This window comes from Nitrospira sp. Ecomares 2.1 (genome assembly GCF_965152585.1).
Window position 1 is genome coordinate 2593757 of record NZ_OZ224219.1, and the last position, 21955, is coordinate 2615711.

Below are 21955 nucleotides of genomic sequence, written 5' to 3' on the forward strand. Positions count from 1 at the left end.
TTCAAGTTCACTCACGCATTACCGGACCTTATCAAAAAAAGAGGTGAAAGTGGTTAGGTTAACCGAAGGACGTCAGTGGAATAGGTCCATGATCGATATTCTACAAGTTCTCCTGTTAGTGGGAATACTGACCGGCTGCGGCGCCATGAACGCAATTCCACCACCTGCATCGCCAACGGCAGTCCAACAATTTCTCATGGCTCAGGCTGTAGAGCGCAGCCTGCATGGAGAGAACACCATGCCCATTCCCTTAACCTCTGGAGATACAGTAAGTCTCGATATCTCTGGATTGAGCGTTGAACAAGGATTGGCTGTTGCACAAGAGTTTTTCAAGGGTGCGGTTGGGGGTTGGCTGGGAGAAGGAGGGTTGAAAATCGTCATAGATCCAGCTAAAGCAAAGTACCGGATCCACATTCTTGTCCAGGCCTTTGGGACAGAACAACGGTCCTCCTTGTTCGGGTTACCTCCAATACAGAGTTCTCTCGTCCCAATTGCCTTGCCAGAGATAGCGATATACGCTTCCCAAAAAGTGTCAGGATATACCCGATTCCGTCTGGATATTTACGAATCGGCAACGGGACAATTTACTCGCTCTACGCCATGGTTCCAAGGGTCAACCTACTTCAACGAATATACCGTCTTGTTTTTTTTCGACTTCGAGTTTACCGACTTGATCGCTCCATTTTGATCTCTTGCCCTAATTTTCAACCGGGACCCTTCAAACATCTACGGTTGCTTGAAAAATCAGGACGCATCGCTCAAAACGTGTAATCGTCAAACTAAAGCTGTGGTAAAGAATTTGTAGAACGCCGCAAACCCGACTCACACTGGCTCCCTCAGGAGGATTTCACCAGCACATACAAATGACGGGAGGCTCGAACAAGCACAATCAGTACAACCTTTTCGTTCTTCAACCGTTTATACCAGGAGGAATACTCTCTGACGGATTCCACGGGATGCTTATTCAATTCAATAATCACATCGCCTTCTATGATCCCAGCCAATTCAGCAGCACACCCTTCTTCGAGGAATGAGACCACAGCTCCCTTGGTTGCAGGACTCAACTCATACTCCTGAATGGCCGCCTCATCCACATCGGCCACTTCCACACCGGCAAGCGGATGCTCCACCCGAGGCGTTCGAACACGCCGCACCTGAGGGATCGGTGGTTGCTCACGGATGATTATTCTTACCTTACGCTCTTTTCCATTCTCCATAATACCCAATTCGATCTGTTCTCCAATATTGGCACGTGTCACTCCCTCCAATAGCATCTGTCCATCTTTCACGTGTTTCCCCTGGTACTGGAGAATCACCTCTCCTCTGTGTATGCCGGCTTTATCTGCCGGCCCACCAGGAACCACATCGGTTACTAGAGCACCTTCACTGTTTTTCAGGCCAAACCACGGAGCCAACTCCATCGTCATTTCCTGCACCCCCAGACCTAAATATCCTCGGACAATCTTTCCATTAGTAATCAATTCGTCTAACACAGGTCTTGCCAATGAAGAAGGCACAGCGAACCCCACCCCCTGATACCCTCCATTTTGGGAGGCTATTGCCGTATTAATACCAACTAATTCTCCCCGTGTGTTCACCAACGCTCCACCGGAATTTCCAGGGTTAATTGCCGCATCGGTCTGAATGAAATCTTCAAAGCGGGCTAACCCCATGCCTCCTCGATCAAGAGCGCTGACGATACCAAGCGTCACAGTTGAATTCAGACCAAACGGGTTGCCAACAGCCAGTACATATTGGCCAACAGCTAACGAGGAGGAATTTCCCCATGAAATCACTGGAAGGTTTTCAGCCTGAATTTTAATAACCGCCAAATCTGTTTCCGGATCCGCACCAACCACCTTGGCTGAAAATTCACGCGCATCTGGAAGAGTGACAAGGAGATCACGGCTTTCGGCAATTACATGATTATTGGTCACAATATATCCGTCGGAAGACAAGATGACTCCTGACCCTGAACCCTTTTGACGTTTGCGAATACCCGGTGGCGGTTGGCCCTCACCAAAACCTCTAAACGGGAGTGGCACGCCTCCACCCCGAGAATCAACAATATCAATGGTTGCGGTGATATTGACCACAGACGGGGTCACCGCCTGAGCCACGTCTTCGAATCCTCCTTGCTTTACGGTCCTTTCCTCCGTTCGTTCTATGGCCGACTCTGATGGTTCGCCCGCCCACCCCAGAGTTCCCTCCATTCCGATACTCATGGCAAAAACACCGGCACAACCGATCCACATCGCCAAGGCCGGACTAAAGACCTGTCGGAACCAATGACCCCTCACCTTCCTCTTTTTATTGCCCATTTTCATCCCCATGACTAGTTCTAGATGCCTGTACTGCATTCCCGGAATAGAATCTGCGATGGGGAAATTCCCCGAATGTCCCCAATAATCCATCAGGTAATTTATTCTTACACCCTCTTCACTGTATGCCATCCCCATCCTCAAGCTTTTTTTATATGAGCGGATCGAAGATTTTTTCAAATGAGGGTGACGCCCTCCTCAAGGAACACGACGGCAAAAAAGCATGTGTTTCCCCGAATAGGAGAGCATCGCAACCAGAGGTTAGAAGGCGAGGGAGAGTCTCTACTCAAGCAACGATTATTTAACCCCGGAATAATACCGGATAATATCCGAAACGGAGACGACCCCGACGATCCGGTTACTTTCTGTGACCGCAAGATGGCGTGTCGCTTTTTCTTTCATCAGGCGCACAGCTTCCACAATTGGATCACTGGTCTCAATGGTGACTAACGGTTCACGCATGCAGGTCTTCACCGTAGTTGTCACGGGGTCTGTTCCGGATGCAACAACCTCTCGAGTCAATTCTGTTTCAGTGATATATCCCAAGAACTCATCCCCATTTTGAACCAATACGGAACCGATTTTCCATTTTTGCAAGCATTGTCCGACTTCCTGCAAGGTGGCATCAAGCGATACAGATCGAACAGTTTTTGCCATATAGTCCGCAACGTTTGGACCGGAACCTTTCCGTTTCCTGGATTCCTGTGAGAGAGAGGCCCTCCTGGCCTCAAGATCGGCAATACCGCTTTCCAGAACTCGCTGACGTTGCCGGACCGTTTCGCGTTGGGATTGATGGGTGGTGCCTTCCGGCGCTCCTTCTGGAAGATTCATGAGCCCCGCTGCCTCCCCAAGTTGAGCATAGTCATACGTATCTAATAGCGGGGAAGAACTTCCGAATGCATCGGCGAGAATGTCTTCCGTGGTCGAATCAAATTCGTTCAAGGATGCGGGAGAAGGCTCATCTATCAGAAATCTTTTTATGATCTCTAACTGCTTACGAATTCGAGAAATATCTTGATCCAATGTTCCCACTCGATCCGTTTTAGACGTCTTGGATGATTCCATAAAGCCTCCTCTCCTCAATGATTAAGATAAAAATGAGCGAAAAAACGATACTACCCTACCATTAATGAGTAGGCAATCAGAAGTTTTCCTGGAATGAAAAGCCCCTCCCGAGGCGGAATGGGAGTGGTGGAGCAGAGATGAAGCGGACACCGCCCCCAACCGATCAATGATCAAGTTTCCAACAAACTTGAAAGCAAGGTGGCAAGCCCTAAGAAACTAAAAAACCCAACCACATCGGTGATCGTCGTTAACACAATGGAGGAGGATTGCGCCGGATCCTGTTTGAGTGCCTTCAAAGCGATGGGAATGATCGCGCCGGATAACCCGGCAATGACCATCGAAATAATCATGGACAATCCGATGATGAAGACCATGCCCAGCGACCGGCTCCATAAGCCCACGGCGAAACAGGCTGTGGCAGAGACGGCCAGCCCATTTAAAAATGCGACATAGACTTCTTTTCCACTGACCCGGAGCCATTGGGATGGTCGGATATCCCGTAAAGCCAACCCGCGAATGACTACAGCGAGAGATTGAGCCCCGGTATTGCCTGATTGCCCGGCGACAACCGGAAGCAGGACGGCCAGGGCCGTAAATTTGGCAATCGTTCCTTCGAACATTCCCACCACAAAGGCAGCCGCAAATGCCGTTAACAGGTTGAGCTGCAACCACGGCAATCGTTTTCGGACAGAAAACCATACAGGGGAAAGCGCACGCTCATCCTTATTCGCCCCCACCATCGTGAGTAGGTCCGCACTCGCATCTTCCTGACTGGCTTTAATAATGGCTTCGTTTCGGACAACGCCTAACAGCCGTTTGTCCAAATCCACAACGGGAATCGTAAAAAAATGACGTTCACCAAAGAGTTCGACAATCTCTTCACGTGACTCCAAAGGATGAATGGTGGGAAGATCCTGAACCATGACCGACTGCAATTTTTCTTCGGGATCCACCAGCAGTAAGTCACGAACGGAAATCCGGCCCACAAGCTTTTGAGTTCGATCAATGACATAGACATCGTGAACATCCTTTTGCGCCCTGATCCGCACCTGGACCATGGCTTCCCGAACCGTGCTTTCCTCCTGTAACACAAAAAATTTTGGATCCATAATACGACCGACGGATTCCTCCGGGTAAGTCATATAGGACCGGATTTCCTGTGCATACCGTTCAGGGACTCGGAAAAGAATCGCCCGTTGCAAATCGTCGTCCAATCGTTGAAACAAGGAGGCAGCCAATGACGGCGAAAGATGCGGCACAACCTGCTTCAGGAGATCGGTGGGCATGATCGCCAACGTATCCGCGGCGACGGGAGGAGTGATACAGGCTAGTAGATTCGCGGCATTTTTCGGGCTCGTTCCTTGCAAGACTCGCAGAATATCCTCCACCGGATACCCTTCCAGAATACGTGCGGCTTCCTCATGATGGTTCTGAAAAAATGCCTCGTTGAGAAGATGACCTCTTCCCCGAACCTTTGTGCCGCTCTGCGTGGTCAGATCCCTCACCCCATTTTGTTCCGTTCTTGCAGGGTTTCCGCGACATCGGTCATTAAACGAATGCCGGTTAACGAATACACTTCCCAAAGTTGCATGAGCGAATCACTCACCGAACCCAATGGGGCCTTGCCTCCGACATCTTTCTCAATCCTGCGTAACATTCGATATCGCAAGGCGCCAAAAAAGGTTCCCCATCGATCCACCACCGGCAATGTATGAAACCGGCTCCACTCAGAATGTTTGAGAATTTCTTCCAGATTGGCCTCTGCTGATAACGTGGTGATCTGGGTCTCCATTAATGTTCCGACTAAATGATCAGACCGGTCAATGAGCAGTTGCCTCAATGTGAGGACACCTTCCAATTTGCTATCGCGATCGATGACATAGACATAGTACATGGCTTTCTGGCCATAGGTACGAATACGGTCTATAGCCTCCTCGACGGCAATATCAGGTGGAAGCGTGAACACCTGAGGATCCGCTAAGCTTCCGGCCGTGTTGGGTGAATACCGCAAGGCACGGCGAAGGGTAGCCCCCATCGGATTATCCAACCGGTCTAATATGTCCTGGCGAACAGGTTCCTCAAATTGCCGAAGAACCCCGATAGCAGATGTGGCATTCATGGCGCTTAAGACACCCGCTCCGAGATCTTTCGAAAGCTCTTCGATTATTTTGGCAGTGGACACCGGCAAACAATGCTCTAACACACCAGCGATTTCTTCGCCGGGCAAGGCCTCCAGGAGCGAAGCCGATTCATGAGGATCGAGGGATTCCAAATGACGAGCCGCTTCCACGGGATGGGCCTGCAGATACCCAAGAGTCAGCCGATGTTCGAGTTCCATAGGCTAATGCTCAGTATGGGTGATGACGGCTGTTGATTCGGTGACCTGGGTAGCAGGAACAATGACTCGTCCATCCCTGGTTTCTAACACGACCGAGATGGGTGTCACCGCAACCACGGTTCCCTGGTTCTCCCCGATTTTTACGGTCATGCCCACCCGAACCATTGATCCCAAATAATGAGCAGCAATGAGATTGGCCACGGCAGTTCGTGACCCCAACCCAAACGACAACGCTGCACCTCCGATCAATCCCGCCAATAAGATAACAATGGTATTGTTCAATAATTCTGTATTAATCCCGAGTGCATCAATGGCCGTCACCACGATCAACAGGACCACGGCCACATAGACCGCCTGGGCCACCATCGTCCCGTGGGTAATCCCTGCCGAGCTACACGTCATGGTAATCAATTCACGGACAAAGTTCGCGGCGATCAAACCCAAAACCAGCACCAACACGGCAATACCGACTTTGGGAATATAGTAGGCAATACTCGTCAACGCATCCGAGACCATCGTTAAACTCAGAGTGTCAGACGCTTGAATGAGAAAGACCAGGAAAATAATCCAAAAACCAATCATCCCTAATATTTCGGAACTTTTCTGCTTGGTTCCAGATCGTTCCAACAAGGTTTGCACGGCGGTTCGACTCAGCAACCGGTCAAACCCCATCAATTGCAGCAAGCGGGTCACCACGACAGACACCAGCCTGGCCAGCACATAGCCGAGACCCAACAACATACAGGCCAAAATCAAAGTGGGTAGATAGGCAACTATTTGGGCCAGGCTCGCAGTAACCGCCTCGGCTAAGCCATCCACCCATCCGGCCATCGTCAGTTTTTTCTCTTGCATATGAAGGATCGCCCTCTCTTCCTGATCGCCCTACTTAGAGGAAATACCGTGTTTTCCCAACCAGATTCGATGGTCATGGGAATATTTGACAATCGTTGATCATAGTCCCCTCTTAGACATCACGCAACTGACATTCGGGCGAGATACCCCATTTGATTCAATTGGGTATACAACCTGACTGGCCATCCTTAAAAGGGAAGAGTTCATGAAACCGTTTCCCTGGACATCCGATGCGTACCTCCACCCTTCCTTCGCTCGCGTTGCATAGCCCGAGCAAAACGCAGGATGGCCGGATCTTTCAGCCAGGCAGTCAAGTCTCGACCAATCCGAACCCGCCACGAAGGATAGACTGAGTCCGGTGCTCCAGGCAGATTAGGTGTATCAATTTCTGCCAACAGATCTTCAAGCTGCACGATAAGCAGGCGGGAAGGTGTCCTGGCTAAATACCGGTACAGGACTTGAATCATGTCGACCGAAAGGCTAGAGGGCATCGCCTCGGCAGAACAGAGGCCCTCACGATGTAAAGCCTCCCATAACCGTTTCCGATCAGCAGCACGCCCTCGCTGATCTTGCTCGATATCCATTTTCCTGAGGTATACACCCGCTTCCTGCCTAATGAGGATATCTTGTCCAGCCCAAAAACCTTTAAGGGTAGGGAGGTCATGTGTCGTGGCGGCCACAAGCGCCTGCTCAGGATAGGCATGTGGCGGGATCATAGCTCCTCCGTTCTCTCGTTCAAAAAATAGCAGGCGATAGGATAGAAGTCCGGCCGCATCTAATTTTTCTCGAATGGCAGGAGTGACCGCACCAAGATCTTCCCCAACCACCATCACCTTTCGTCGCACACTTTCTAAAGCCAGGATCGCCAAAATTTCATCCACATAGGTTCTGACATAGACGCCATCCTTACCTGTTCCGCCTTGGGGAACCCAGAACATCCGAAACAAGCCCAGAGCATGGTCGATCCGGAGGACTCCTCCATGTCGCATGTTTTGCCGTAAGGTTTCCCTAAAAAATCGATAACCGTCTTGCCGCAATCGAACGGGATTGGGAACGACCAGTCCCCAACTTTGTCCATTGAGATTAAAGGAGTCCGGCGGCGCACCGACGGTGATGTCCGATGCAAGCTGATCTTGAAAGACCCAGGCGTCGGCTCCATCCGGATGAATGCCAACCGGTAGATCGTGATACAGCCGGAGAGACAACGAATGTTTCTTCGCGACATGATCAAGTTGCTGTAATTGCAACTCACACAGCCATTGAACATATTGATAAAATTGTACGCGAGTGGCATAGGATCGTTGAAAAACTTCCACATCAGGAGACTGGGGATGCTGAAAGGCTTTCGGCCAGGTACGCCAAGCCACCGTTTCCAGATGTTCAGTCAAGACCTGAAACGTGCAAAACATTGTCAGATGCGGGTGGAAGCCGGACACAAATCTGGTAAACGCCCTCCCACGTGCCGTGAGGGTTTTAGGCTGGAGATGATGCCGTCGAAAGACTCGAAATAATTCCTCAAGGACTGTCCATTTCAATTTCCCTACGGCTGCATAATCGACCAGTGGACTCTCCCGAAGCTGTTGGAGGGTATTCTGAAATTTTGCACCCTTGGCTTTTTGGCGAAGACCAGTCGAAGTCCGCCATTCGTCCACGCCTTCCAGATTCAAATACATGGGACTCCAGAAAAGGCGGCTGGAAGGGGAATAGGGGCTTGTTAATCCTGACGCCGGGATATGCAGAGGATTAACCCCGATGGTGGCCACCCCCCAACGAGCCCCTGCCACTTTCATGACGTCCCCTAAATCTCGAAAATCTCCAATCCCCCAATTCTTTCGGGATCGTAAGCCATAGAGTTGCAGAGAAATTCCCCAAGGCCGCTTAGGCGAAGATGGAAGATAACATTTCCTGGGTGCCACAATGAGTAGCGTGTGGGCCTCAATTGTTCGTTTAGAATCAAACTTCACACGGACCGACAGACGGAAGTATCCGAGCGGAAATTTTCCCGAAAGAGGGAAATGCACCTGGACATATTTAACTCCTTGGATTGCCTTCTCAGCTTTCACCTCACCACCGGCACCTCGCAGTGTTAGGTGCCGACAGCCCCCCTTCTCATCCGTCACCTGGACAGTGAGGGATACCTTCTCCAAACTGATATCATCAAGAGGAAGAGACAGAGGTAATTCGAACGGGGAATCAGAAGGATACCGCACCACCACTGGGTCAATAACCTGTGTCCAGGATTGTGATTCCGCATGAGAAAGGGAGTCACGAATTTCCTGTTTCGATGAGGCCTTCACCCCCATACTTTCCAGTACTTTCCTGAGATGAGGCACCGTGACCTGTCGCTCAACACCTAATCCATCATGATAAACGGATCCAATGCCATACTGCTGACCTAACTGCCAAATCGGCTTCGTGGCAAATTCATGGTTATTCATCGTTGTTACTCAAAAAATATTTTTTGATGGCTATTAGTGAGAAAATCTCTCTCAACCCTTTGAGTATCTTCCATTCACAAACCTACGTTTTCCTTGCGTTTAACCATTGTAAGGGAAGATCCATCTTGTGTCTTCTACAAACCTCTTTGTTAACTACCAAATAAACAGATCGCATAAATCAAAATTTTGCGCGTTCACCACTCACCTGGGCCTTGGCATGGGAACATTTCCACCCACTCACAGGAAAACTCCTTTTCCTCTTTTCATAACTCTGCAATGGCCATGCAGAATGACTCCATCCAGCCAGGCAGCTTGGACGAAGAGCCCTATATCCGGTACAATAACCTATAATATGAGTCATATTGGGGTTCCTCTAAATTCAGACAAGTATAGGAGCTGAGAACCGAATCATGCCCCCTAAAACACCAGACGAAAAACCAGTCAAGAAGAAAACGTCAACCACAAAAAAAACGCCCACTGCAGGCAAGACGGCCTCAAAAACCAGCGGAAAATCTGTAGCATCACCTACCACCAAAGGCCCAGCGATGTCTCAGACTAAACACCAGAATCCCCAGACCTCCTATCCAGGTCCCTCTATGGCTCTATCCGAAGAATTGCGGGAACGGATTGCCCAACGCGCCTATGAAATTCACCTCCGGCGCGGAGGCCAACATGGCAGTGATTGGGAGGATTGGCTTCAAGCCGAGCGTGAGATCCTCTTACTGCAGACTCCACCAGTTTAGTGGACGATTGGAATATTGATTTTTGACAACCACATACCCATTACTCACTGACCTTCAAACAATGGAGGATATCTTACATGGATAACGACACTCGATATGTCTTACTCGCTGGACTTTCATTAATGGTCGGAGTGGTTCTCGGAACGGGACTGGGTCTGTTAATGGCTCCCCAGTCAGGATCACGAACACGTCGTCAGTTAAAGAACATGATGGAAGATGCCAGCGAACGGGCCGGAGAATTTGCGGATGATGCCAAGGAAGCGGTCACTGGCATTGTTGAGCGCAGCAAAAAATTTGTTGTCTAACGGATTGATGCAAAGGTACTGTCCCGCTAAAACGCTCATGTCTCCGGACATGACCTAAAACTACCTGCCCAGATGAGGGCATGGTGGGTGATTCGGTTCGGCACCATCCTTATTCCTCCATCGGTCCCAGTGATGGGTGGCAATGGAGACTTTGGTCAGGATTTCGGAGTTCGGAACAAGGCAAGCCCACGAGAGATTAAATGGTAGGGTTGGCCTCCTTTCAGCAATTTCGTATGCTTAGGACTTTTCTTGTCAACAGGCACAGCCGTGTCAAATTCCAACTCCCACCGCACCGACTTGGTATGAGCAGGAAGAATAAAATCCACATCCTCATGATGGGCGTTTAATAATACGAGAAACGTCTCATCTACAATGGGCCGCCCCTGACTATCTTTCTCCACAATGGCATCCCCTGCTAACCGGATCCCCAAGGTTCGCAGCCCCATTTGCCAATCTTCATGAGACATTTCTTTTCCATGGGATCCGAACCAGGCAATATCCTTCACTTCTGAGTCCTCGACCCGGCGCCCTTGGAAAAACCTCCGGCGTTGAAACACCGGATGGGTTTTTTTTATGTCAATGAGCAGTTTCACAAAGTCCAGCAATCCGAGTTGGGATCGCGTCAGGTTCCAATTCACCCAACTTAACTCGTTATCCTGGCAATAGGCATTGTTATTGCCCTGCTGTGTGCGACCCAATTCATCTCCACCACAGATCATCGGCACTCCCTGAGATAACAACAGGGTGGCGAAAAAATTCCGGACCTGTCGATCACGTAATTCCTGAATCGCGGGATCATCGGTCGGACCTTCAACGCCACAATTCCAACTATCATTGTCATCGGTCCCATCCCGATTTCCCTCCTGATTGTCTTCATTATGCTTGTGGTCATAAGACACTAAATCCTGGAGGGTAAATCCGTCATGGGCTGTCACAAAATTGATACTGGCATAGGGCTGCCGCCCGCTTTCTCCATAAAGATCGCTGCTACCGGACCAACGATTGGCAACTTCCCCAAGTAATCCACCATCCCCCTTCCAATACCGACGTATAGAATCGCGGTACTTTCCATTCCACTCCGTCCACCCAGGTGGGAAATTTCCCACCTGATAGCCGCCTTCTCCCAGATCCCAGGGTTCCGCGATCAGCTTCACCTGCGACAACACGGGATCCTGGTGAATGATGTCAAAAAAGGCACTGAGTCGATCCACATCATGTAACTCTCGTGCCAGTGCGGATGCCAGATCAAAACGGAAACCATCCACATGCATATCGATCACCCAATACCGCAAGCTGTCCATAATCAGCTGTAAGGTCCGTGGATGTCGGACATTCAGCGTATTTCCACAGCCGGTGTAATCCATGTAATAGCGTGGATTGTCCGGAGACACGCGATAATATGAGGCGTTATCAATACCACGGAATGATAGGGTCGGTCCGAAATGATTTCCTTCTCCCGTATGGTTATAGACCACATCGAGGATGACCTCGATGCCGGCACTATGAAGTTTTCTGACCATGGACTTGAACTCGTCAACCTTTTCTCCTCCCCCGGGAAAAGCCGAATACCGGATGTCCGGGGCAAAATACCCAATGGAGTTGTACCCCCAATAATTGGTGAGACCCTTTTCCTTCAGATAGAGATCATTCACAAAATGTTGGACCGGCAACAATTCCACAGCGGTAATTCCGAGCGATTGCAAATATTCAATAATCGGCGGAGACGCCAAACCCGCATAGGTTCCCCGCAATGATTCAGGAACGTCCGGATGCCGCATCGTCATGCCCTTGACGTGGACTTCATAGATCACAGTCTGCTCCCAGGGAGTATTCAGAAGTTGGTCGCCTCCCCAGCTAAAGGCCTGGTCGACAACTACCCCTTTTGGAATGTTTGCCGCATTGTTGCGATCATCGATGGAGAGATCACCTGCCGGATCTCCAAGACGGTAGCCAAACATGGAATCGGACCATCGCACGACCCCCGTCAAGGACTTCGCATAAGGATCGATGAGAAGCTTGGCAGGATTAAACCGGTGCCCAGCCCCAGGATCATAAGGCCCATGCACCCGGTATCCATAGAGTTGACCGGGACGCACCTCAGGTAAATATACATGCCAGACTTGATCCGTTCGTTCCTCAATAGGAATCAGATGGGTTTCCCGATCCTGAAGTTCATCGTCAAACAGACAAAGATCCACACCAGTCGCATTTTCGGAGAACAGCGCAAAATTGACTCCCTGCCCGTCCCATGTGGCACCAAGCGGGTATGATCGACCTGGCCAAATTCTCATAGATTCTGCTCTCCTGGAAATGTGTTCCTGATTATGACAAATTGCGGAGGACGATAATACAGTATATCTTAAGATGCAGCAAAGGGAATAAGCCGCTGCCGGGGTTCCCCGGTCTCCACCTATTTGTTAAGCTTTCCATTATCAGCAGGCATTTCCCCCACAATTAAAATGATCAAAAAACCAGCAGGGAGGAAGCACGTTTGGAAAAATTAAAGGCCCCACGATGGCAACTAGAATTGGGCGCATCGTGCATCGACGCCTCTTCTGTAGAGTTCAGGGTATGGGCACCCAAGGCTCAGTCGGTGGCCGTCCACATCATGGGAAGTGCTGAGGAACCAACTCCTCTCAGCCAGGAACCCTTTGGATATTGGAAAGGCTCCGTGCAAGACATTTCTCCAGGCACCCGCTATCAATATGTATTAAATCACACCATTGAGCGTCCTGATCCGGCTTCCCGGTCGCAACCGGATGGCGTGCATGGCCCATCAGAAATTATCGATCCCCTTGCATTTTCCTGGACGGATCCGTCCTGGCCTGGCCTGCCTCTGGAGCAATACATTATCTACGAGCTTCATACCGGCACCTTCACAAAGGACGGGACCTTTGACGCCATCATCAATCGTCTGCCCTACTTGCGTGACCAGATTGGTATCACCGCCATTGAACTCTTGCCGGTAGCTCAATGCCCTGGGTCCAGAAACTGGGGATACGACGGAACCTTTCTCTTTGCCCCGCAGCACAACTATGGTGGACCCGACGGCCTCAAGCGATTGGTCAATGCCTGTCATGCAGCCGGTCTTGCGGTGATCATGGATGTGGTCTATAACCACCTGGGTCCAGAGGGAAATTACCTTGGTGATTTTGGCCCCTACTTTACCGATACCTATAAAACTCCATGGGGGAGCGCCCTCAACTACGATGGCTCCGAGAGCGACGCTGTCAGACAGTTCATGATCAGCAATGCGGTTTATTGGATTCATGAGTATCACATTGATGCGTTACGCCTGGATGCGATTCACGGCATCTTCGATTTTAGCGCCAAGCATCTTCTTCAGGATATTGGGGAAGCGGTCCATGCCGCGGGACAACGGCTCAATCGGCAGGTACAAGTGATTGCCGAAAGCGACCTGAATGATGTCCGCATCATTTCACCCATCTCACGAGGGGGGCATGGGCTGGACGGGCAATGGAGTGATGACTTTCATCATGCCCTGCATTCCGTACTCACAAAAGAGCGCAAGGGCTACTATGAAGACTTTGGGCAACTAAAGGATTTGGTTAAGGCCATACGAGAAGGCGTGGTCTATTCCGGACAGTATTCGCCGCATCGACGACGAAAACATGGCAATTCCTTCAAGCCATGCTCACCAACGCAACTTGTGGTGTGTGCTCAAAATCATGATCAAATCGGCAATCGCGCCCAAGGAGATCGCCTCAGTACCCTGGTGAGCTTTGAAGCCCTTAAGGTCGCCAATGCCACGGTGCTCCTCTCACCTTACCTTCCTCTCTTATTTATGGGAGAAGAATACGGCGAAACCGCGCCATTTTTATATTTCATCGACCACGGGGATCCTGCGTTAATTGAAGCCGTCCGACAGGGGAGAACAAGAGAATTCGCCGCGTTCGGATGGACGAACATTCCCGACCCCTATGCTCAGGAGACCTTCGACCGTTCCACCATTCATCCCTGCCTTGAGACCAATCCCCAACACCAGGCCCATGCTCGGTGGTGTCAGGCGTTGATTCACCTGCGCAAGTCTATCCCTGCATTAGGCACCGGAGCGAAAGGCCATAGAATCCAGATTGGGTCCCATGCGAAAAGTCAGTTGCTGATTATTCATCGTCGTGCCAAACAGGGACCCGACGCACTCATGCTTCTAGGATTTCACCCCAAGGCATCATTAGCGTTAGTCAAGCTTCCAAAAGGGAATTGGGAATCGCGACTTGATAGTGGGACCTTCGCCACTGGCGATCAGGAAGAACTTCTGGCTCCCTCCAACCTTCACATTCAGACTGGGGAACAGGTCTCTCTCAAACTTCCGCCCTATCCGGCCTGGGTTTTTCTGAAAGCTGACTAGATTCAACCCACAAAACCATTAATGACGAGGATGAGAATAAAGAATACGCATCTCTACAATTAAAGTATGCCCAGTGAAGAATGGGGGTCGTTGTGGAGTTACAACCCCAATCTACTTGAGTGAGAAGAAGGACATACTTCCTACCGAGATCTTGGGAATCTAGACGGGCTTAAAAAAGACCGCGGCTAAGGGTGGAATCGTGATGAGCACGGAAAATGGTTGCCCATGCCAAGGCAAGTCTTCGGATTGAACCCCACCACCATTCCCCATATTGCTCCCACCGTATGCCTCTGAATCACTGTTCAAGAGCTCTCGATAATATCCGGAGGTCGGCACGCCCATTCGATAGCTTTCTCGAGGAACAGGGGTGAGATTCAGGGCACAGACCACAATATCGGATGGATCTTCGGCGCGCCTGAAGTACGTGAGGGTCGAATTATCACTGTCATGAAGATCAATCCACTGAAACCCTGTCCAATCATAGTCGACTTGATGGAGTGCAGGTTGTGAGGCATATAATCGATTGAGATCAGCGACGTACCGCTGAAGACCCCGGTGCGGATCGTACTCAAGCAAATGCCATTGCAGGCTATCATCATGGTTCCATTCCCACCATTGGCCGATTTCGCAGCCCATAAATAACATTTTTTTCCCAGGATGCCCCCACATGTGTCCATATAACGCCCGCAAATTCGCAAATCGCTGCCATTCGTCCCCGGGCATTTTATCCAGAAGCGATTTTTTGCCATGCACGACTTCATCATGAGAAAGCGGGAGTACAAAATTTTCGGTAAAGGCATAGACTAATCCGAAAGTCACGTTATGTTGATGGTATCTCCGATAGATGGGATCGAGGCTGAAATAATCCAGAGTATCGTGCATCCAGCCCATATTCCATTTAAATGTAAATCCCAAACCTCCGACATAGGTCGGCCTGGAGACCCCAGGCCATGCGGTGGATTCTTCCGCAATCATCACAATGCCGGGATGTTCCTGATGAGCCACGGTGTTCAGCTCTTTCAAAAATTCCACCGCTTCCAGATTTTCTCTGCCCCCGAATTTATTGGGAATCCATTCACCGGATTTTCGCGCATAATCGAGATACAGCATCGACGCGACAGCATCCACGCGAAGACCATCGATGTGGTACCGGTCGAACCAACTCAGTGCGCTATTGATCAGAAAGTTTTTGACTTCAGTCCGGCCGTAATTAAAGATCCGGCTATTCCATTCTGGATGAAACCCCAGCCTCGGGTCGGAATGGTCATATAAATTTGTCCCATCAAACCAGGCCAACCCGTGGGGATCTTCGGGAAAATGCGCCGGAGCCCAATCCATCAGAACCCCAATGTCAGCCTGATGACAGGCATCCACAAATGCCATAAAGTCCACAGGAGTGCCAAACCGGCTTGTTGGTGCAAAATACCCGGTGGCTTGATACCCCCAGGACCCATCAAACGGGTGTTCGGTCACCGGCATCAACTCAATGTGGGTAAACCCCATTTCCTTCACATACGGAATGAGGTTTTGAGCTAATTCGGAGTAGGTCAACCATCGGGATCCTTCCTCTGGAACACGTTTCCATGATCCCAAATGCACCTCATAGATGGACCAAGGCTGAGTGAGGGGATTACATGTTTGCCTGGCGGTCATCCACTGCCCGTCCCGCCATTCATACTCCGAAAGATCACGAACAACAGAGGCCGTTTTTGGTCGCAGTTCAGCGGAAGAGGCATACGGGTCGGCTTTCAAAAACGGCCCATCACCATTTTCCGGTAAAATTTCGAACTTATATACCGCACCATCCTTCATATCCGGAATAAATAACTCCCAGATTCCTCCCCCTCCCCGACTCCTCATCGGATGCCGACGGCCATCCCATTCATTGAAGTCTCCGACCACGCTCACTCGCTTAGCATTTGGAGCCCACACAGCAAAATTCACCCCTTGAATTCCCTGATGGATGCAGACTTGCGCCCCAAGCTGTTCATAAGCTTTATAAAGTTTGCCCTCACCGAACAAATGTAAATCAAAATCTGAGAGGAGCGGTGGAAACGCATAGGGGTCATGGCGTTGGCTGGCTTTCCCCTGACGATCGACGATGCGGAATTGATAATCCGTGCCAAGTGGATGACCCTTCCACCTAGCCTCAAAAACCCCATCAGGGTGGACGAGCTTCATGGGAATAGGGGTGCTCTCAATTATCCCAGGAAGCACCACCACTTCGGAAGCCTCAGGCAGAAATGCCCTGATGCAGATATCAGAAGAATCCGTCGAATCGTCCTGATGAGGACCTAATACCGAAAACGGATTCCATTCGTTGGCAGAAACCAGCCGTTGAAAACGATTTGAGAGTATTGGCATTGCCAATGAATCCTTTCTATGTTAATTAACAATATCCTAACATACCAAAAGGGATTATGTATTCTGCACTGTTGTCGTTGCTGCTTCTACTATTTTTTGCTGTTGCCTTTTCTATACAAAACTCTGAACCCATCATTCTGAATTTTTTTGCCTGGACCTTCCACGGGTCGCGGGCGGTCATGTTACTCTCGGCTTTGGGGTTAGGTGTTAGCCTGACTCTACTGGCTTCATTGCCCTCCTACATTAAAAAAAGCCGGTTGATTGCCAAACAACAAAAAACGATCGCGGCACTGGAACGATCCGTCGCCGAGTTAACCAACCCTCCATCCAACACCTAAACCCATATGAAAAGCTCTTCTGGATCCCGTCGCAAAAAAATCACAGAACGGACGCCACAAAAGATCCTGGCTATGATCATGGCTGGCGGAAAAGGTGAACGGCTTATGCCGTTAACTGAACAAAGAAGTAAGCCATCCGTGCCCTTTGCCGGCACCTATCGCATTGTCGATTTTGTTCTGAGCAATTTCATTAATTCCGGCATCCAATCCATGTATGTTTTGGTGCAATACCGTTCGCAATCCTTAATTGAACATCTCAGAAGGGCCTGGCGTTTTGGTGGCACCAACCGTCAAAACTTTATTACGGTCGTCCCTCCACAAATGAAGGGACGAGGCAAATGGTATGAAGGGACAGCGGATGCCGTCTATCAGAATATTAACCTCATTCAGGACTTCGCGCCGGGATTAGTGGCGGTCTTCGGAGCCGATCATATTTACCGGATGGATGTCCGGCAAATGATCCAATTTCACCTTGACCAGGAAGCGGATGTGACCGTCGCGTCGCTTCCCGTTCCGATTCAGGCCGCAAAAGGGTTTGGAATTGTCGAAGTCAATGCCAACCATCAAATCATCGGGTTTGAGGAAAAGCCAGCCTCGCCGAAACCCATGCCTGAAAATCCTGAGATGGCCTTTAGTTCGATGGGGAATTATATTTTTAACGCCGACATTCTTGTGAAAATCCTTGAACAAGACGCCAGTCAAGCCGGCACTCACGATTTTGGCAGGAACATTATTCCCTCCCTCATCAAATCTCACCGGGTTTTGGCTTATGACTTCATGGACAATGTGGTTCCCGGCATTCATCCTTATGAAGAATGGGGGTACTGGCGCGATGTCGGAACGCTGGAGGCCTATTGGCAAGCCAACATGGACATCTTGGGAGAGTCGCCGATCCTGGACTTACGAAATGTCAAATGGCCTATTCTGACCGATGCGTCGGTTGAACCCGTTGCCAGTCTAGTCCGATCCCACATGGATGATGCCATGGTCGGCCAAGGCAGCCTCGTCGTAGACAGTACGGTGAAACGTTCCATCATCGGACGTAATGTCAGGATTGGAGAAGGCTGTACCATTGAAGAATCGATTATTCTTGATGGGACACTCATCGGCTCCAATTGCCATCTCCATCGTTGTATCATTGATCGATTTAACATTATCTCGTCCGGAACCACCCTAGGCGACAAACACGGACGAGACGGTCGACGATCAACAGCCGGGAAGCTCGGCCTCACCCTTTTCCCTCGTGGGCAATAATATGGCGGACGGGCCATTCACTCCTCACCCTCCTCTTTAACATAAAGGAGGGAGCATGACTCCTCTGTCTCTGCACATTCCGCTCTCGACCTATCGCCTCCAATTTAACTCGTCATTCACATTCCAGGACGCCTCTCGCATTCTTCCCTATCTGTCTCAACTTGGTATCACCGACTGCTACGCCTCGCCCTATCTGAAAGCCGCTCCAGGGAGCACTCATGGATACGACGTGGTTGATCCCACGGAATTAAATCCAGAGATTGGAACGGAAACCGAGTATCAGGCATTTATCCAAGCACTGCACCAGCATGGCATGGGACAGATTCTGGACGTCGTGCCAAATCATATGGGAATAGCCGGATCGACGAATCTTTGGTGGCAGGATGTCTTGGAAAATGGTCCGTCTTCTCATTACGCCACTTTTTTCGATATTGACTGGATACCGGTGAAGCCGGAATTGGAAAACAAAGTCCTTCTTCCCATTCTGGGCGATCAATACGGCATTGTTCTCGAAAACCAGGAAATCATTCTCCACTATGACGACGGGCAATTTTTCCTCACATACTATGAAAATCGGCTGCCTATTGACCCTTGTACGTGGAGTACCATCCTGACCTTTAGGCAAGACACACTCAATCAATGCCTGGAAAATTCCGATCCGCACTTGCACGAATTCCAAAGCATTATCACCGCCCTCTCCCATTTACCAGCCAGAACCGAAACGGAGACCGAGCGGGTTGCCGAACGATACCGGGAGAAAGAGGTAATCCGGCGCCGCCTCTCCACGGTCATTGCAGAAAATTCAACCATTCGCAACTTTCTGCTGGAGAACATTCAGTTACTCAATGGCATCAAGAACTCTCCGCGCACATTCGATATCCTCGACCACCTGGTGAGTCACCAAGCCTATCGTCTGGCCTATTGGCGTGTAGCCGCCGAAGAAATTAATTATCGCCGGTTTTTTGACATCAACCAACTGGCGGCCATTCGCATGGAGCAACCGGAAGTCTTTCAGGCGGCCCATAAAAAAATATTTGAATTATTAACATCCGGTGCGGTAAATGGACTGAGGATTGATCATGTCGATGGACTCTACAACCCAAGAGCTTTTCTGGCTCAATGGCAACAATGGGCGGCTGAACACTTGGAAGTTCAGGCAGACACACAAGGTCGCTCCCTCTATCTCCTCGTTGAAAAAATCCTGGGTACAGAGGAACGTCTCACTCCGGATTGGCTCTGCCATGGCACCACCGGATATGACTACCTGGCCTTAGTCAATCAATTATTCATCCAAGAAACCCATCAACGACAGATCGAACAAATCTACAGCCGATTTACCAAACAGTCTCTCCGATATGACGACCTGATCTACGAATGCAAAAATCTCATCATGACCAGTTCCATGTCAGGAGAAATCAATGCATTGGGACATCAACTCAACGTACTTTCCGAGCGAAACCGGCGCTCACGGGACTTTACGTTGAACAGCCTGATCCATGCCATCCGCGAAATCATTGCCTGTTTCCCCGTGTATCGAACATATATTGGACCGGACCCTCTCGAAGGCCCGCTGGATCGTGATCGTGTGTATATCCGCTTGGCTGTAGCGCGAGCAAAACGGCGCAATCCCGCCATCAGCAATCTGGTGTTCGATTTCATCCGCGATCTTCTCCTGAGAATTCCCCAGGAATCTCCCGATCTTGATTGGGAGACAATTCGCCCTTTTGTCATGAAATTCCAGCAAACGACCAGTCCGGTTACCGCGAAAGGCGTTGAAGATACGGCCTTCTATAGCTACAACCGCCTCACATCACTGAATGAAGTCGGCGGAGAACCGCAACATTTTGGTGTCCCCCTTTCAAAATTTCACCAATACATGCAGGAGCGCGCCACCCAATGGCCAACAAGCCTCTCCACCACCTCCACGCATGACACAAAACGGAGCGAGGATGTCCGGGCACGAATCAATGTGTTGTCGGAAATTCCTACAGAATGGCGGCAGCATCTTAAACTCTGGAGCCGGCTGAACAAAAAAGCGAAACAACCAATCAATGATCAACTGGCACCGAGCTTGAATGAAGAATATTTAATTTACCAGACACTGCTCGGGACCTGGCCATTGGGCGGGCTCTCGGAACCGGCTCAACCTCATTTTTTGACGCGTATACGGGAGTATTTGGTAAAAGCCTTGCGAGAAGCGAAAGTCAACACCAGCTGGTTAAACCCCGATGAAACCTGGGAGAAGGCCGTCGGAGAATTTCTTTCCCGGATTCTTTCTCTCAGGCCCACAAATACTTTTCTCCAAGATTTCATTCCCTTTCAACAACGCATTGCCAAATATGGTATGTATAATTCTCTGAGTCAGGTGCTTATTAAAATTCTTGCTCCGGGTGTCCCCGATTTCTATCAAGGCACAGAGCTTTGGGACTTCAGTCTGGTCGATCCGGACAACCGACAACCCGTGAATTACCTCCTCAGGCAACAACGGCTGTCCGATTTACAGCACATGCGACAAACCACCCCTCCTCTCGACCTTGTCCATACGTTATTACAGGAAGCGGAAAACGGCCTGATTAAAATGTTTTTGACCACAACAGCACTTCATTTACGAAAGAGCCATCCCCACCTGTTTTTGGAAGGATTGTATCTGCCATTGGAATTCAAAGGTGAACAGGCACATCATGTGTGTGGATTCATTCGACAGCATCACTCACATATCTGCATGGTCATATTTCCACGATTTTTAACCAATCTCATCCCGGATCAGACCATCAGTCCGCTCGGCGAATCTATATGGGGACAAACCTCGATGTCGCTCCCTCCGGAATTTGCGACACACTCTGTTCGTAATATTCTGACCCAAGAAATTGTCACTCCACAAAATGGTCCGGGCATGGTAGGATTACCCCTAGGAACGCTTTTCCAACATTTTCCTTTTGCCCTATTGGAGCCTGCTTCATGACTATGAGCAAATTGAACACGGCACATGCTTCAGACCAAGAATCGTACTCTGATCAATCTACGCCGGAGGGTGAATTGGGCTGGGAGGGACACGTCCATTTCTCTGAAGATGTCCCGTTATGGAAACGAATTCTGGATACATGGCCTGAGCTCAGAACGGGCTTATCCTACAGTCTTATTTTTGCCTCCGGGGTCCTCCTGGGAGGAGCCATCATGGCAATGGCCTCATCGAAAGATCATCGGGATGAGGCATAACAAACGAAGAATTACTAAGGAGAAATTTCACGATGGATGACCAGACGACGCAAAACGACTCAGGTTGGGTGAATACTTTTGTCTTCATTGCAGGGTTTCTTTTGGGCGCCGGTACAGCCATACTCCTGACACCGGAGACAGGAACTCACGTGCGTAACCGATTGGCACGAGGGGCAAAGACCGCACAGGACGAATTTTCTGAGATGGCTTCCCAAACGAAAGAGGCCGTACATGCCTGGTCTGAAGAAGCCAGGAAAACCATGAAACAAGCGGCCACTCGAGTCAACTCCGCAGTGGATGCCACCAAACAGGCCGTCAAAACTGATTCTATCGACGAGTAAATTCGCACCCT

Annotated in this window: 17 protein-coding genes; 9 read left to right on the plus strand and 8 right to left on the minus strand. The window is 50.0% G+C overall.

The window, feature by feature from the left end; genetic code table 11:
• Positions 1-88 precede the first annotated feature (88 nt).
• Entirely contained in the window at positions 89-688 is a 600-nt protein-coding gene (locus ACWHYD_RS11355) for a hypothetical protein (protein WP_447962151.1), read from the plus strand.
• A gap of 148 nt (positions 689-836) precedes the next feature.
• On the opposite strand, the gene ACWHYD_RS11360 is transcribed toward ACWHYD_RS11355, so the two are convergent.
• From ACWHYD_RS11360 to malQ, 6 genes are all read right to left on the minus strand, one after another.
• Positions 837-2300, minus strand: coding sequence for a Do family serine endopeptidase (locus ACWHYD_RS11360; RefSeq protein ID WP_447962152.1), 1464 nt, complete (start codon positions 2298-2300; stop codon positions 837-839).
• Between the two features lie 318 nt (positions 2301-2618).
• A complete protein-coding gene (locus ACWHYD_RS11365) occupies positions 2619-3386 on the minus strand; it encodes a CBS domain-containing protein (protein ID WP_447962153.1) in 768 nt (255 codons plus the stop codon).
• Positions 3387-3556: 170 nt separating this feature from the next.
• Positions 3557-4891, minus strand: coding sequence for a magnesium transporter (mgtE, locus tag ACWHYD_RS11370; protein WP_447962154.1), 1335 nt, complete (start codon positions 4889-4891; stop codon positions 3557-3559).
• Complete coding sequence (locus tag ACWHYD_RS11375) at positions 4888-5724, minus strand: magnesium transporter MgtE N-terminal domain-containing protein (protein ID WP_447962155.1); 837 nt, start codon at positions 5722-5724, stop codon at positions 4888-4890. Before ACWHYD_RS11375 ends, mgtE begins: the two co-directional genes overlap by 4 nt.
• A 3-nt stretch (positions 5725-5727) precedes the next feature.
• Positions 5728-6576, minus strand: a complete 849-nt coding sequence (locus tag ACWHYD_RS11380) for a mechanosensitive ion channel family protein (RefSeq protein ID WP_447962156.1) — start codon at positions 6574-6576, stop codon at positions 5728-5730.
• A gap of 203 nt (positions 6577-6779) precedes the next feature.
• Positions 6780-9014, minus strand: a complete 2235-nt coding sequence (gene malQ / locus ACWHYD_RS11385) for a 4-alpha-glucanotransferase (RefSeq protein WP_447962157.1) — start codon at positions 9012-9014, stop codon at positions 6780-6782.
• A 410-nt stretch (positions 9015-9424) separates the two neighbouring features.
• Here malQ and ACWHYD_RS11390 point away from each other — a divergent pair, with 410 nt between their 5' ends.
• Together ACWHYD_RS11390 and ACWHYD_RS11395 are read left to right on the plus strand one after the other, a co-directional pair.
• The gene (locus ACWHYD_RS11390) at positions 9425-9757 is read left to right on the plus strand and encodes a DUF2934 domain-containing protein (RefSeq protein WP_447962158.1); all 333 of its coding nucleotides are present in this window, start codon (positions 9425-9427) and stop codon (positions 9755-9757) included.
• Between the two features lie 77 nt (positions 9758-9834).
• Positions 9835-10062 (plus strand): YtxH domain-containing protein, encoded by a 228-nt coding sequence (locus ACWHYD_RS11395; RefSeq protein ID WP_342347738.1) that lies wholly within the window; start codon positions 9835-9837, stop codon positions 10060-10062.
• A 155-nt stretch (positions 10063-10217) separates the two neighbouring features.
• Here ACWHYD_RS11395 and glgX read toward each other — a convergent pair whose 3' ends face one another.
• A complete protein-coding gene (gene glgX / locus ACWHYD_RS11400; protein ID WP_447962159.1) occupies positions 10218-12353 on the minus strand; it encodes a glycogen debranching protein GlgX in 2136 nt (711 codons plus the stop codon).
• Positions 12354-12553: 200 nt separating this feature from the next.
• On the opposite strand from glgX, the gene treZ reads away from it, so the two are divergent.
• Positions 12554-14431, plus strand: coding sequence for a malto-oligosyltrehalose trehalohydrolase (gene treZ / locus ACWHYD_RS11405; RefSeq protein WP_447962160.1), 1878 nt, complete (start codon positions 12554-12556; stop codon positions 14429-14431).
• Between the two features lie 159 nt (positions 14432-14590).
• On the opposite strand, the gene glgB is transcribed toward treZ, so the two are convergent.
• Complete coding sequence (gene glgB, locus ACWHYD_RS11410; protein ID WP_447962161.1) at positions 14591-16795, minus strand: 1,4-alpha-glucan branching protein GlgB; 2205 nt, start codon at positions 16793-16795, stop codon at positions 14591-14593.
• Positions 16796-16851: 56 nt separating this feature from the next.
• On the opposite strand from glgB, the gene ACWHYD_RS11415 reads away from it, so the two are divergent.
• From ACWHYD_RS11415 to ACWHYD_RS11435, 5 genes are read left to right on the plus strand one after another with little or no spacing between them, the layout of a single operon-like run.
• Complete coding sequence (locus tag ACWHYD_RS11415) at positions 16852-17133, plus strand: LapA family protein (protein WP_447962162.1); 282 nt, start codon at positions 16852-16854, stop codon at positions 17131-17133.
• A 6-nt stretch (positions 17134-17139) separates the two neighbouring features.
• The gene (gene glgC / locus ACWHYD_RS11420; RefSeq protein WP_447962163.1) at positions 17140-18387 is read left to right on the plus strand and encodes a glucose-1-phosphate adenylyltransferase; all 1248 of its coding nucleotides are present in this window, start codon (positions 17140-17142) and stop codon (positions 18385-18387) included.
• A 55-nt stretch (positions 18388-18442) separates the two neighbouring features.
• Positions 18443-21349 carry a malto-oligosyltrehalose synthase gene (treY, locus tag ACWHYD_RS11425; protein WP_447962164.1) on the plus strand — a complete coding sequence of 969 codons (2907 nt, stop codon included), beginning with the start codon at positions 18443-18445 and terminating at the stop codon, positions 21347-21349.
• A complete protein-coding gene (locus ACWHYD_RS11430; RefSeq protein WP_447962165.1) occupies positions 21346-21603 on the plus strand; it encodes a hypothetical protein in 258 nt (85 codons plus the stop codon). The genes treY and ACWHYD_RS11430 overlap by 4 nt, the downstream gene beginning before the upstream one ends.
• 32 nt (positions 21604-21635) lie before the next feature.
• Entirely contained in the window at positions 21636-21944 is a 309-nt protein-coding gene (locus ACWHYD_RS11435; protein WP_447962166.1) for a YtxH domain-containing protein, read from the plus strand.
• Positions 21945-21955: the final 11 nt, after the last annotated feature.

What these genes read in the sequence shown, in the direction of transcription:
- ACWHYD_RS11435 (WP_447962166.1), top strand. Translation starts at nt 21,636, where the DNA reads ATGGATGACCAGACGACGCAAAACGACTCAGGTTGGGTGAATACTTTT.
- ACWHYD_RS11395 (WP_342347738.1), top strand. Translation starts at nt 9,835, where the DNA reads ATGGATAACGACACTCGATATGTCTTACTCGCTGGACTTTCATTAATG.
- ACWHYD_RS11430 (WP_447962165.1), top strand. Translation starts at nt 21,346, where the DNA reads ATGACTATGAGCAAATTGAACACGGCACATGCTTCAGACCAAGAATCG.
- glgC (WP_447962163.1), top strand. Translation starts at nt 17,140, where the DNA reads ATGAAAAGCTCTTCTGGATCCCGTCGCAAAAAAATCACAGAACGGACG.
- glgX (WP_447962159.1), bottom strand. Translation starts at nt 12,353, where the DNA reads ATGAGAATTTGGCCAGGTCGATCATACCCGCTTGGTGCCACATGGGAC.
- treY (WP_447962164.1), top strand. Translation starts at nt 18,443, where the DNA reads ATGACTCCTCTGTCTCTGCACATTCCGCTCTCGACCTATCGCCTCCAA.
- ACWHYD_RS11415 (WP_447962162.1), top strand. Translation starts at nt 16,852, where the DNA reads ATGTATTCTGCACTGTTGTCGTTGCTGCTTCTACTATTTTTTGCTGTT.
- glgB (WP_447962161.1), bottom strand. Translation starts at nt 16,795, where the DNA reads ATGCCAATACTCTCAAATCGTTTTCAACGGCTGGTTTCTGCCAACGAA.
- ACWHYD_RS11375 (WP_447962155.1), bottom strand. Translation starts at nt 5,724, where the DNA reads ATGGAACTCGAACATCGGCTGACTCTTGGGTATCTGCAGGCCCATCCC.
- ACWHYD_RS11380 (WP_447962156.1), bottom strand. Translation starts at nt 6,576, where the DNA reads ATGCAAGAGAAAAAACTGACGATGGCCGGATGGGTGGATGGCTTAGCC.
- malQ (WP_447962157.1), bottom strand. Translation starts at nt 9,014, where the DNA reads ATGAATAACCATGAATTTGCCACGAAGCCGATTTGGCAGTTAGGTCAG.
- ACWHYD_RS11355 (WP_447962151.1), top strand. Translation starts at nt 89, where the DNA reads ATGATCGATATTCTACAAGTTCTCCTGTTAGTGGGAATACTGACCGGC.
- ACWHYD_RS11365 (WP_447962153.1), bottom strand. Translation starts at nt 3,386, where the DNA reads ATGGAATCATCCAAGACGTCTAAAACGGATCGAGTGGGAACATTGGAT.
- ACWHYD_RS11390 (WP_447962158.1), top strand. Translation starts at nt 9,425, where the DNA reads ATGCCCCCTAAAACACCAGACGAAAAACCAGTCAAGAAGAAAACGTCA.